This window comes from Citrobacter freundii complex sp. CFNIH2 (assembly GCF_002880615.1).
Lineage (GTDB): Bacteria > Pseudomonadota > Gammaproteobacteria > Enterobacterales > Enterobacteriaceae > Citrobacter_A > Citrobacter_A amalonaticus_F.
In genome coordinates, this window is record NZ_CP025757.1 from 5,004,339 (window position 1) to 5,017,553 (window position 13,215).

Here is a 13,215-nt window from a genome sequence, read left to right on the forward strand (position 1 = left end):
CGGCAGGTCTGTTCTGTCTTCGCCATTACAAAATCATCTGTGCCAGTAAAAAGCCAAATGGTACTGAGAAGATAATCGACAAACATCCCGGCAGGAAGAAGGGATGATTAACGATCTTTGAGCCATTCCAGCGGGAACTGAGAAATGAACCCGTGTCATCAGTGGCAATCGCAAACGCGGTTGTCGGATAAATATTGGTGATATAGAGTGCGCTGACCGCGACAAAACTGGCTAATATTGCCTCCGGGCTAATTCCGATGGAGGCGGCGATAGGCATCAGTAATGCGCTGGTTGCCCCCTGGCTAAACAGCATGGCGCTGGTACAGAAAAATACCGCCGCCAGTAAGAACGGCCAGGCGCGTAATATATCACTGGCTTCCATTTTGATCTCATCAATATGGGCACCGATCAGCGTGCTGCTCAGCCAGACAATCCCTAATACCACCACCAGTGATTCCGCGCCGGATTTAAATATCGGTGAGTTCTTCAGCTCTTTCATGTCCAGCTTGCAGGTAAAAATAATGATCGTGGACACGACAAACATCGTAATAATGATTAAGTCGCGGGAATTGATAGTATGCCCAATCAGGGATTTAAACAGCAACATACAGACTACGAAGACCACTCCCACCAGAAATATGGCGACCGAGGATTTTGCTCCGGCGGGAATAGGGCGGCTGGCATGTTTATTCAGCACAATTTTATTTTCCTGCATGATTTTTTGACACACAGGATCGTCGGCCAGTTTGGCGCCTTGTCTGCTGGCAATGAATGCCGCGATCAGCATGGCAAATAACGCCGTGGGCAGGATAATCAGCATTGCATCGCCGAAGCTCACGCCCATCACCTCAACGGTGCCGTACATAATCGCCGTGGCGGCAGAGATCGGGGAGGCGGTAATCCCGAGTTGCGAAGCCACAACCGCAGAGCTTAACGGCTGGCTGGGCCGGATACCGTTGTCTTTCGCCACTTCCTGAATCACGTTCATCACCGACATGGCGGTATAACCGGTACCGGACAGTACCGTCAGAATAAACGTTACGGTGGGGGCAAGAATATTAAGATAGCCTGGATTATGGCGCAGTAATTTTTCGGTCAAGGTGACGAGATAATCCATTCCGCCAGCCTGTTGCATGGCTGAGAGCGCCACAATGGTGGACAGAATAATGAGCATCACGTCGACAGGCGGAGAACCTGCCGGAACGCCAAAAATAAATACCGAAATCGCTAATCCGATCCCGCCGGCAAACCCGACGCCAATTCCACCCCAGCGGGCGGCAAGCATGATGGTTCCCAGCAATAAAACGACATGTAATATCACCATATAATTAACCTGCTCTTTGTTATATTTTATTTATCGGCAACGAGAGGGCGAGGTAATGAACAGGAAATATTCATTACCTGCAATTAACGCTTATTTCTCGATAACAGATGATTACGACATATTCATTTCTGTTTGATAGCGTTTAATCGCTGCCGTACTCTTTTGCGGGTCGGTCATGTTCATCGGATCAAGCAGATAATCCGCCTGTTCCGGCGTCAGCAATTTTTCTGCCAGCACGACCTGCCTTACGCTGCACTGCTGTTGGTACGCGGCTTTTGCAATTCGCGATCCCACCTGATAGCCAAACAGGGTTGCCACGACGGTGGCCAGCGCCGTACTTTCCTCTGCGTAGCGAGCACTCACTTCTTCATTTATCGCGATATCTTTCAGACATTTATCGATGAACAGCGGTATCCCCCGGCTCAGTAATGAACAGGATTCGAAGAGCGCCTTCAGCAGCACCGGTTCCCACACGTTCAGGTCAAGCTCGCCGCCCTCAACCGCCATGGTCACTGTGACGTCATTACCGATAACCTGATACGCAATTTGATTCATCAGTTCGGGCATGACCGGGTTAATTTTGCCCGGCATGATGGACGAACCCGGTTGCACGGCAGGAACAATAATTTCATTAAAACCGGCGCGCGGTCCTGAACCCTGAATACGAAAATCGGTCGCCATTTTAGAGAGAAAGGCGGCGATTTTCTTGAGCTGCGCGGAGAATTCAATGTAGAAATCACCGTGTTGCAGACCATCGAAGAAGTCCGCTTCCGGGCGATATTGCTCGCCAGTGAGGGTCTCCAGCCATTGATACACCGCCGGAAGATAACCCTCATGGGTGGACAACCCCGTGCCAATCGCCGTCGCCCCCAGCGGTAAGCACAGCGCCTCCTCGTTGACCTCGGCCAGTTTTTCCCTGAGCCGGTTGACCTGTGTGCGATAGGCGCCAAACTGTTGGCCAAACGTCATTGGCACCGCATCCTGTAAGCAGGTGCGGCCTAATTTCACTTTGTCGGCAAACAGATGGCTTTTATCCGCTAATACGGCTTCCAGTTTTTCCAGTTGCGCCAGCAAATGCTTGATATTCACGCGGCTGGTCATTTTCATCGCCGCAGGAATGACGTCGTTGGTCGACTGCCCCATATTGACGTGCGTATTTGGATGAATCGCATCATATCCCCGTACGCCAGTGAGCAGTTCATTCGCACGGTTAGCCACCACTTCATTCATGTTCATGTTGGTCGAGGTGCCGCCGCCGCCCTGAAAAATATCAATCGGGAAATGGGCGTCAAAATCGCCGTTCATCACCTCCTGCGATGCCGTCACGATGACGGCGGCTTTCTGCTGATCCAACGCGCCAATTTGGGCGTTGGCCTGAGCGGCCGCCTGTTTTATCGCGGCGATCGACCACAGAAAATGCGGAATATCCCCGGCCGTTTTTCCCGAAACTGAAAAGTTCAGTACCGCCCGTTGCGTTTGAATACCGTAGTAGGCTTCCTTCGGCACCATTAACGTTCCTAATAGATCCTTTTCTTCACGCATCGTTATGTCTCTTCCTGTATTAAGGTGTATCGCTACCTTAATTGGCTGGCAGTACGGATAATTTGAAGTGGCTCAAAGAAAAAAAAGCATTGAAAAGATAAATACTCATTATTAAAAAATGTAATAGTAGAGGCGGTAATGAAGGATATTAACTTCGATTTTAAGCAGTTACAGGCGTTTTTAGCGGTGATTGAGACAGGGTCATTTACCGCTGCGGCAAAGAAACTCAACCTGACTCAATCCTCGATTTCTCAGCAGATCGCGAATCTGGAAAATGGCTTAAAGACTGAAGTGATTAACCGCTCACAGCGACCCATTCAGATGACGATAGCCGGACAGGCGCTGTACCCGCTGGGAAAAAAGATTATCGATAGCGGTGTCTATCTGCAGGAACATATCAACGCGATCAGTCACGGGCATATTTCACATTTGAAAATCGGCTTTGTTGATTCGATCGGTAAATCTATCGGCCTGGATATTCTGACCTTCCTGCAACCGCAGGTGAAACATATTTTCCAGGTGACCGGTACAGCATCGGGGCTGCTTTCCGCACTGAATACGGGCAGCATTAACCTGGCCATCACGATGCTGCATACCGAGATGCCGCCTAATGTCAGAATGTACCCGCTGATTGAGGAGGAGTTTCTGTGCGTTTGCCCCAAAGCCTGGCCGGAAACGCGACTGGAAGAGTTGTGTAAAAACAGGGACTACATCGCCTATACCCGCAATACACCGACCGGCATCCAGACGCTCAACTGGCTGAAATGGAATAACTTGTCTCCGTCCATCCAGTTTGAAATGGATAATGCTGATGACATTCTGAAATTAATTTCCTGCGGCTACGGATGGACGCTGACCACGCCGCTGTTTATTACCACTCTTCCCGCCTTTACGGACTCGCTGAAGATCATCCGGATCAACAATCGCAAAGAACGCCGCAAAATTGTCCTGCTCTGTAAGGACGATGAACTGTCGGAGTTCTATAAAAACCTGGCGATTGAGGTCCAGTCGATACTGGAAACGAAACTGGAACAGGGGTTCTACAGTAAGCTCGATGCGGATGTGCCGTCATGATCCCCAACCATGCATTATTCGGTATTCAGCGAAGTATTGCCCGGTACTTACCGCTAAAGTGGCGGAAGTGCTAACCCAGGAGGTTGTTATGATAGCGGTGATTTTTGAAGCGGATGCGGTACCGACTCAGCAGGCGCGATATTTACAGCTTGCGGCTGAACTCAGGAACGAACTCGTTAATATTGAGGGCTTCATTTCGATTGAGCGTTTTAAAAGCCTGAGTACGGAAGGGAAGATTTTATCGCTTTCCTGGTGGGAGAGTGAAGACGCCGTCGCCGTGTGGAAGAGCAACATGAAACACCGGGCAGCGCAAAGGGAAGGACGTGAGTCGATATTCTCTTTTTACCGCATCCGCGTTGCGCGCGTTCTGCGAGATTATTCATCTGAAGGATAACATTCGTACGTCTTTAGGAAGCGTGACTTCCGGCGATCTCACGCCATCTCTGCAAACAGGACTATTCTCTTACAAGAGAGAAATAAGGACGGATGTAGAGGGGCAGAAAGAGAAAACGGCGCGTGATGTTAAAGGATGGGAGCGAGCGAGGTACAGCATTGAGCTTAATAGTTAACTCAACCTTAAATATTACCCCTTGAAAATACAAGGGGCAATATAATAAGGTGAAATATTTGATATTTGTCGTATTTTAATAGTTTTTTAGTGATTAAGTGCTTATTGCATTCTGTACCCGGGAGTTTAAATGTTAGATAATCTCGGGTGGATTTATCCCTGGTGTTACGTTGGTCTTTGACCGCCTGACTAGTATGTGCCGCGAGCGCTATTAGTCAGGTATTTTTTAAGTATAAGGAAGACCCGACCTGAAAAAAAGCTGTCCTAAAAGACAGGGGATAATAATTTCGGAATGTTATTATCAGGAATGAATAAATGAACTCTTTTGTTGAGTTTTTTTTGCTTGATCGCGATGAGTTGCCGTCAGGTTTTGCCACTGAACTCTACCGCCTGAGAAATCGAACATTTCGTGAGCGGCTCGACTGGAAAGTGGAATGTACTGATGGCCTGGAAAAGGATCAATTTGATAACGAAAACACGACTTATCTGTTAGGGATGCATGAGGGAGAAATCCTGTGTGGCGCCCGATTTATCGATGCCACGCAACCGACGATGATCAGCGAAATATTCCATGAGTACTTCGATAATATCACTCTCCCTACGGATATTCCCTGTTGCGAAGTGAGCCGCCTGTTTTTAGATAAAGCGAGACGTGATTCCGGAAACCTTCGCGGGATGCCCGCCAGTAAGGCACTGTTTCTGGCAATGATCGTCTATTGCATGAAGAAACAGTATCGGGGAATGTTCGCCGTTGCCAGTCGCGGTATGTATGCCATTTTCCGTCATGCGCACTGGAAAATTGACGTGATTCAGAAAGGTCTTTCTGAGAAAGGTGAAACTATCTACTATATTTTTATGCCGGCAACTGAAAGCGCAATTGAAAGCATCATCAGCAAAGATAAGTCCAGCCACTGGCTCCGTGAGATACTTCAACAACTTCGCCGTCTGTAATCCCGCACGGAGTTCAGTTATCCAGTAATCTGAGCTCCATTCCGAGTTTTACCGCATGTCTGGCGTTGTTCACGCCCAGCTTTTTCATTGCATTGCTCATATGAAATTTCACGGTGCGCTCTGCAATTGACAATATAACCGAGACTTCGGCATATGTTTTACCCGCACTGACCCACTTCAAAATTTGTCGTTCGCGCGGTGACAAAAACACGTTCTTTTTCTGATGCACTTTACTGTAGAGATTAAGGGTCTTCTGATGTAACTGAATGAGAAAATGCATGAAATGCGCGCGGCAGGCTTCCATCTCAATCCCCGAATCCTTCTGGCTGATGATGGACAATACGACAAGATTATTCAGATAGTCATGCAGGGGAAACGTCTGACCCTGATAAATATTGTGTTCAGAACTTTCACTGAAAATGCGCGTCAGATTATAACCGCTTGCCAGCAGCACCTTGTTCTCCCAGAAAAAATCTTCAACACTACTTAAAGCCCTAATAATGACAGGGTCAATAAACTGGTATTTTCTTTCAAGATAGATGTTAAACCACTCAGGATTATTATTGATAATCTGCATTTGCGAGGGATCTTTTTTGTTCATAATCGCATATGCGTAGATCGTATTTTTGTAGTCCTTAATGAACGCATTCAGTTCATTCTGGATTAACGCATTGATCCCTTCATCGTTGTAATACATATCCTTCACGCCAGTTGCTGCCTCTGAGATGAGTGTTTGAAAGAGTATAGCCTGCCTCGTTACCTGACAAAATGGACTTACCCCACAACAGTCGATATTTCCTGTCCTTATGACAAATTCTGTATCAAAACGCCAGGGCTGAGGTTTACGGGATGACCGTCAGGTTGGCCTCGAAGGTTCGTTGAACCTGGCGGCAACATCGGATGCCAGACATCACGAACAGAGGAGCGTAAAGACGGAGTGTGTGGGCAAATGTCAGGCCATTGCGTCGCCCGCACTGTCGGTGTCGGAAATTGAACCAGGGTCACAAATATGAATATTGTCCAGGGGCGCGTTGAATCAACGTCGGTTACGGCAGCGGAATAAAAACTGAATGTTTACAAAATATTATTTATCAACGCGATGTACAGGCGCGGGGGATTATAGGTTTTTACTATAGGTTCAGGATGCAAACAATTGTCGTCCTGAGTCACTCTTTTTTCACAATAGGGGGGCCATACAAAATACAAGGACAATAAAATGGAACGTCTGACGGTCTCTGACAAACTCTGCTACGCGATGGGAGGAGGGTTTGCCTCCAACCTCAGTTTTTACGCGATGCTGGTTTTCTTTATTACCTATGCTTCTGATGTCTATGGTGTGAATCCGGCCACGGTGGGCGCCATCACGCTTGCCGCACGGGGGATTGATGCATTTATCGATCCGGTGATGGGCGCGATTGGCGACAGAACCCGAACGCGACTGGGTAAATACCGCTTCTGGATAATCACATCAGCGCCGGTACTGGGTTTCACAACCTGGATGGTTTTCGAATCCCCGGATTTCTCTGCGACGGGCAGGGTGGTTTATATCGCCTGCGTTTATATGCTCTACTCCCTTGTCTCTACCGTGTCGAATATTCCGTATCACTCATTAACGGCCTACATTACAGATAAGGTCAATGAACGCAGTAATATTGTGTTATTCAAACAATTTACCGGAATTATCGCCCAGTTTATCGTCAGCGCGGGCGGCATTTATATCTTATCGGCATTCAGCCAGACCCGGGATGCAACGGGCAATGTGGTGGTTGATTTTCATAGCTATCACTACCTCGGCATTTTATTTGGGGTCGTGACCACGCTGGGATTCTGGATTTGCGCTTACGGCGCCCGTAGACAGGATAACTGGCAACGTATTCTGCAAGATGAAAAGGGATTACAGACCGACCCGGCGGGCGAACAGCAAAATATTGTAGTGGCCGTCTTCAAACAGCTGTCGCTGGCTTTTCGCAGTCGTTCACTGGGGTGTCTGGCGTTGGCCTCTTCGGCGAATACGCTTTCCTTAGCGATTACTGCCGGGGTGACCGTTCAGTTTTATACGTGGGTCCTACACAATACCAGGCTGGTTGCGACGGGAGCATTACTGAATATGCTGTTTGGCGCATCAATATATCTGCTGGTTAAGTGGTTAGTGTCTCGCTATGGAAATAAAACGGCATTTGTGATCATCTGTTTTATTGCCATGGTTCCCTCGCTGATACTCTGGCTCACCTTCTCGCCTGAAAATATCACCTGTACTCTGATACTACTCGCCTGCGTGATGGCGTTTTGTCAGGGCGGGTCGCTGATTACCTGGATGATGGTCACTGATTGCGCGGATGAATTACGCTGGAAAACGAAAAAGAATGCCGCCGGAATTGCCTCTTCCACATTAACGTTCTCCAACAAATTTGGTTCTGCGCTGGGTGCCTTTGTGCTGGGCGGCGTCCTTGATCTTATTGGTTATCTCCCCGGTGCCGAGGCGCAAACGGCGGGAACATTACATGGGCTGCTTATTTTGATGGTCCTGACGCCGGTTTGCGGGCAACTCCTGTCAGTGTTTTCGATGATTTTTTATACCCTGAACAAAAAAAATCATCAGGCGATCTGCATGAAACTGCTCGGGGATGGAGAGTAATATGAAAGTCGTAATGCTGATGTTTGATACCCTGCGTCGTAATAAGCTCCCGGCTTATCAGGCCGACGCATTTCCTCTGCCCAATTTTAAACGGCTGGAGGAGAAAACCGTCCGTTTTGATAATTTCTATGTTGGCTCAATGCCCTGCATGCCAGCCCGACGCGATTTGCATACCGGACGGCTGAATTTCCTGCATCGCAGTTGGGGGCCACTGGAGCCCTTTGATGACTCTATTTTTGAAATCATTAAAAAGCACGGCGTCTATTCCCATTTAATTACCGATCATCAGCACTACTGGGAAGATGGCGGGGCGACCTACCATAATCGCTACAGCAGTTATGAATTTATGCGCGGGCAGGAGGGGGATCTCTGGAAAGCAAAGATTGGCTTCGACGGAGCCCGTGAACTGGATTCATGGAAAAACGCCGAACCGCTGCGCCGTAATATGATCGAGCACGATCAGATTAACCGTAGCTATATTCGTGAAGAGAAAGATTTCCCGCAGGCGCGCTGTTATCAGGCCGGACTGGCCTTCCTGGCGGAAAACTATCAGCAGGATAACTGGTTATTACAAATAGAGAGTTTTGACCCGCATGAACCCTTTTACGTCCCGGATCGTTTCAAACGCATGGTCGATCCTGAACTGGTCAATAACCCTGACGACTGGCCGGAATACAGTTCGACAGAGAGGATCAATAATCCGCAGAAAGTAGTGAACGGTGAAAAGCATTATCAGGCGCTGATGTTGATGTGCGACGAATATCTTGGCCAGGTGCTGGACTTTTTCGACGCGCATCATCTGTGGCAGGACACGATGCTGATTGTGAATACTGACCACGGTTTTATGTTTGGTGAAAAAGAGTGGTCGGGGAAAAGCGTTATGCCGGTGTATAACGAGATTGCTCATGTCCCCTTCTTTATTTGGGATCCCAGAAGCCGACTGGCTGGCGAGTCGCGAACCCAACTGGCGCAGATGCACGATCTGGCGGTGACGTTGCTGGAGGCGTTTGGCATTGAGAAAACGTGCAATATGACGGGGAAGGCATTGTCTCCGGTCATAGCGCGACAAATGCCGATTAAATCAGAGGCTATTTTCGGCTATTTCGGCGCGCATGTGTCGATTACCGATGGTCGCTATGTGTATATGAGAGGGAGCCAAACGCCGGAAAATACCCCGCTATACGAGTACACGCTGATGCCGATGCGCATGCGCAGGATGTTTAATCTCGCTGAATTGCAGGAAGCCACTCTGCATCCTGGTTTTGTCTTCACCCGTCAGACGCCAGTGCTGAAAGTCCCTGGTTCCGCCGGTTTTTACAGTTCCTATGCGCACGGCAATCTGCTGTTCGATTTAGCCCACGATGCGAAGCAGGAGCATCCGCTCTGCGATCCTGAACGTGAAGCGTTGTTTATCCGTAAACTGTCGCAGGCAATGCGTGAGGCGCAGGCCCCGGAAGATGAATGGCGGCGTCTGGGGATCCCCGTCGACGAAGCGCGTATTGACGCGGAGTACGTGCGACAAGAACATGCAATGCGCCAACGGGTGATGCAGCAGTATTTAGGCCCTCTTGCCTGTCTTGATATGCATCCGGATACCCGGACATTGCTCCTGGAGATAGCGGCCTGTCCCGGAGGGGATAAATTCCTTCAGGATCTGGCAAAGGTCTCCGGGCAGCGCAGCATCACAAAGCAGGCGGTGAAAGCGCTGTATGACAGCGGTGATTATGAGGCGGCACTTTACGAGCTGTTCAATAAACCCTACTGAGTCTGCAAGCCTCACTCATCCGGGAGCCCGATTTTGCCGGGGGCTCCCGTCTATCTTCATCGCAACGTATCAGGCAGGAATCATCAATCCCGGAAACCGTGGTGAGGCTAATGTATTTACATAAATTAATTTTTCAATTCAAAGTGCTGGTGGATAAAAAGACCTTTACCTCTGCGGCGGAAAGCCTGTTTATCTCTCAACCGACCCTAACCCAAAATATGCAACGACTCGAATCGGAGCTTGGGATCCCTTTGTTGTTCCGTGAGGGGAAAAAAATTTCCTTAACGGTTTATGGCGAAAGTCTGTATCAGCATGCCTGCCTGTTGGATCGTAATTATCAGCAGGCTTTGCTCAGTATTGATGCGATAAAGCATAGCCACAGACAGCAACTGGTGATCGAATGTGGGCACGCGTGGAGTCATGGCGTCTTATTTCATCTGATGAAGGACTATGTGAGGCTGTATCCGCAAATCCGGATGGTGATCAAAAACAGTAATACAACACTGGGGCAGCAGCATTTACTGAAAGGCGAATGCGATCTTGCGTTAGGGGCGATACCCGCCGCGGAAAACAGAATTGCGGCAATAAATTACCTTCCTATCTTCACGACCCGTTTTGTTCTGTATTGCGCGAGCGATCATCCGCTTGCGCGCGTGACGCAGATCACCGAAGCGCAGCTTAATCAATGTGAGTGGGTCATTCTTAAGCATGAATCGGAAAACGAAGAGTTTAATGATCCTTTGCTTTGTCCTGTTCCGCCGGAAAAGGTCAGATTTGAAGTCTATTCGGTATCGAATGCCATTGCGCTGGCGAAACAGACGCAATGCATTCTGGCACTCTCCATACATCTGGAAGACGAGGCGCGTCACCGTGGGCTGTGTCACCTCAATCTGGCGAAGAACATTCCCTCCTTTGAGACCGGCATCATGTACATCGATGATGTGTTGAAGTATGACCATAAGAAAAAATTTATTGAGACCATCATTTCGTCAAAAAGTATGTTTGATCAGAATGATATGTAGCGGTCCATAAACCGTTCAAGCATATTCCCGCCTACCGGCGGGGAGATGAGATATCCCTGAAAGCGATCGATTCCTAATGCTTTCAATATCGTAAATTTTTCTTCACTGTCGACCCCTTCGGCAACGCAGCGACTGCCTGTCAGCATACAGTAATAGTTCAGGCTTTTTATCAGCGCCAGCGCGTGTGGATCGCGTTGCATCTCATTGATAATACACATATCCAGTTTATATTCGCTAAACTGGATCTGCCTGACCGGAAACATCACGCTGCCTTGGGAGAAGCAGTCATCGAGCATAATACGAAAGCCGAGCCGTTTTAATTTGTCGATGTTCGCGGCGGTTTTGCCTCTTTGGCTGAACTCGATGGTCTCAGCAAATTCCAGCACCAGTCTGTCCGTTTGCTGTGGCGATTCCAGTTGCTGTTTCGCCGCTTCCAGCATTCGTGGAAGGCATTCATGGCTGGCGATGGCGGCAGGGATATTCAGTGAGAAATAGAACTCTCCGGGGTGCTGGTTGATTTTCTGTATCGCTTCCTGCAAAACAAACGCGGTCAGTACCTGCCAGGCGTATTCAGCGCGTATTTGCGGCAAGAATGCGCCGGGTTGCAGGACCGTGCCCTCGCGCCGCCAGCGTGAGAGAATTTCCATTCCTTGTAAACGGTGTTTGCTGTCCACAATCGGTTGAAATACCGGAAAGAGTTGTCGACAATGGATGGCATGGACGAATTCACGCTCGAAGGCCGATAACGCATCACTACCGCTTCTGTTCAACCGGGTCTCTGGGTTGCCAGGAAAGTGTGTCGCCAGTTGCGGGAAATGTTCCGCCATCTTTTTAAGTCCTGAAGTTCTCTGATTATAAAGGGTCTTTTGGCTGATGCCTCGCTGTTTTGCCCGTTCCTGGATGGGGTATCCGTGCAGCAAATCCAGAATGGCGTTGAGCTCCGGTTTGCTGAGGCCGATTGTCGGCTTGCCATAGATCAACGCCTCGTTGTCTGCGCGTTGTCCCAGAGGCGGAATATCCTGCAACCCGTGCCCGCGCAATAGCGCGGCAATGCAGTGCGTCGGTAAATCCGAGGCGACGGCCCGGATTTCTGTCAGCAGACTGCCACGCGTCACAAGATGCCCCAGCGTGTGCCACAACCAACGGTCAGGACAGCGACTGAGGATCAGCATCGGCAGGGGAGCCGTGGCCTGTTCCAGCAGAAGCGCCGCCTGCTGCAACGTGGTGAGTAGCCAAAGGGGATCGTCAGGAAGAAACACCACAATCCGGCGTGCTGACGCCAGCACGGGAAGCGTTGAGATATCCAGCGACGGCGAGCTCAGCAGCACCAGAGGCTGGCGGTCTGGCGGCATCATCCTCGCAAGACCTTCGGCGGCACAGGGGCAGGGGGACAAAATGTAGTCCATCCCCGGCTTTCCCGCATCACTGATAAACAAACGTCACCCCAATGATTGACTGAACATTGCCTGCCGTCACCTGTCCGCTGGTTCGTGCGTAGTTAGCCGTTAAGCCGAGGCTTACGGCAGAGGTACCGACCGTGCCTAATGACACGGTGCTGTTGGCAGGGACAATGGTACCGTTGCGCGTGAGCTGAACACCGATGCCCTTCGCGGGCGAAGACGACGCGGTATTGGTGAAGATCGAATTGGCGGAATCTGCGGTGGTGCCGGAGAGGTAATACGTCAGATTTTGGCTCTGTGCGCAGTAGACCGTCAGCGGAACGGGTTCAGATCCGGGGTAGTCCGGCAGCGTTACCGTCACGTTGCGGGAGGAGACGTCGCAACCGCCAGTCGGAATGACCACGCTATTATTCGCATAAATGCTCCACACGAACTGAAAGTCATCGCTGTTTTTGTTGTTGGTCTGGCGGAGAATGAGTTTCGCGATAAGCGTTCCGGCACTTATTGCGACGCCGCCAGCAGAGCTGATTGGCGTCAGATACAGTACGGTCGGCCACGGTTTATCGACTTTTGAGTCATAGATCATCCGTGCGGTTTCGCTGGTGGTCGGAAACGGATAGCTGGAGCCGTTGTATCTTACGGAGCCGGAAAAACTCGATAACACGCCGCCGTAAGCGGACCCCTGCTGAAGGGTGACATAATCGGTTATGGTTTCGGGATAATCGTTATGACAAAAGATCTGCGTTGAGAGGTCAACCACCAGGTTTTGCCCGACGTTAACCGCAGGCGAGAGATCAACGTAGACGTTCGCGCTACCGCCGCCAATGGGAATGGTCGCGCCGCTGGCGGTTTTGCACGCAAAGGACCAGGCATTGATTGACCAGCCCATCAGCAACAGTGTCGTCAACAGGGTTACGACTCTTTTCATCAACAT

Annotated in this window: 11 protein-coding genes; 6 read left to right on the forward strand and 5 right to left on the reverse strand. The window is 49.7% G+C overall.

Annotation, left to right across the window (positions count from 1 at the left end; translation table 11 throughout):
- Window positions 1-25: 25 nt before the first annotated feature.
- Together WM46_RS24540 and WM46_RS24545 are read right to left on the reverse strand one after the other, a co-directional pair.
- Window positions 26-1,324, reverse strand: coding sequence for an anaerobic C4-dicarboxylate transporter (locus WM46_RS24540; RefSeq protein ID WP_061075229.1), 1,299 nt, complete (start codon window positions 1,322-1,324; stop codon window positions 26-28).
- Between the two features lie 111 nt (window positions 1,325-1,435).
- Window positions 1,436-2,866 carry an aspartate ammonia-lyase gene (locus WM46_RS24545; RefSeq protein ID WP_102603619.1) on the reverse strand — a complete coding sequence of 477 codons (1,431 nt, stop codon included), beginning with the start codon at window positions 2,864-2,866 and terminating at the stop codon, window positions 1,436-1,438.
- 138 nt (window positions 2,867-3,004) lie between these two features.
- Here WM46_RS24545 and WM46_RS24550 point away from each other — a divergent pair, with 138 nt between their 5' ends.
- From WM46_RS24550 to WM46_RS24560, 3 genes are all read left to right on the forward strand, one after another.
- Window positions 3,005-3,940, forward strand: coding sequence for a LysR family transcriptional regulator (locus WM46_RS24550; protein ID WP_102603620.1), 936 nt, complete (start codon window positions 3,005-3,007; stop codon window positions 3,938-3,940).
- Window positions 3,941-4,028: 88 nt separating this feature from the next.
- On the forward strand, window positions 4,029-4,334 hold the full coding sequence (locus WM46_RS24555) for an antibiotic biosynthesis monooxygenase family protein (RefSeq protein ID WP_061075226.1): 306 nt from the start codon (window positions 4,029-4,031) through the stop codon (window positions 4,332-4,334).
- Between the two features lie 489 nt (window positions 4,335-4,823).
- Window positions 4,824-5,459 carry an acyl-homoserine-lactone synthase gene (locus WM46_RS24560; RefSeq protein ID WP_061075225.1) on the forward strand — a complete coding sequence of 212 codons (636 nt, stop codon included), beginning with the start codon at window positions 4,824-4,826 and terminating at the stop codon, window positions 5,457-5,459.
- A gap of 13 nt (window positions 5,460-5,472) precedes the next feature.
- On the opposite strand, the gene WM46_RS24565 is transcribed toward WM46_RS24560, so the two are convergent.
- A complete protein-coding gene (locus tag WM46_RS24565; RefSeq protein WP_071887587.1) occupies window positions 5,473-6,156 on the reverse strand; it encodes a helix-turn-helix transcriptional regulator in 684 nt (227 codons plus the stop codon).
- 519 nt (window positions 6,157-6,675) lie between these two features.
- Between WM46_RS24565 and WM46_RS24570 the strand changes: the two genes are divergently transcribed.
- The 3 genes from WM46_RS24570 (at window position 6,676) to WM46_RS24580 (ending at window position 10,881) form a co-directional block, all read left to right on the forward strand.
- On the forward strand, window positions 6,676-8,094 hold the full coding sequence (locus tag WM46_RS24570; RefSeq protein ID WP_102603621.1) for an MFS transporter: 1,419 nt from the start codon (window positions 6,676-6,678) through the stop codon (window positions 8,092-8,094).
- Between the two features lies 1 nt (window position 8,095).
- A complete protein-coding gene (locus tag WM46_RS24575; protein ID WP_102603622.1) occupies window positions 8,096-9,859 on the forward strand; it encodes a sulfatase in 1,764 nt (587 codons plus the stop codon).
- A 110-nt stretch (window positions 9,860-9,969) separates the two neighbouring features.
- Window positions 9,970-10,881 (forward strand): LysR family transcriptional regulator, encoded by a 912-nt coding sequence (locus WM46_RS24580; RefSeq protein WP_102603623.1) that lies wholly within the window; start codon window positions 9,970-9,972, stop codon window positions 10,879-10,881.
- Here WM46_RS24580 and WM46_RS24585 read toward each other — a convergent pair.
- Both WM46_RS24585 and WM46_RS24590 read right to left on the reverse strand, forming a co-directional pair.
- Window positions 10,866-12,287 carry an EAL domain-containing protein gene (locus WM46_RS24585; protein ID WP_102603624.1) on the reverse strand — a complete coding sequence of 474 codons (1,422 nt, stop codon included), beginning with the start codon at window positions 12,285-12,287 and terminating at the stop codon, window positions 10,866-10,868. The genes WM46_RS24580 and WM46_RS24585 overlap by 16 nt on opposite strands.
- Window positions 12,288-12,303: 16 nt before the next feature.
- A complete protein-coding gene (locus WM46_RS24590) occupies window positions 12,304-13,209 on the reverse strand; it encodes a fimbrial protein (protein WP_061077927.1) in 906 nt (301 codons plus the stop codon).
- Between the last annotated feature and the right edge of the window lie 6 nt (window positions 13,210-13,215).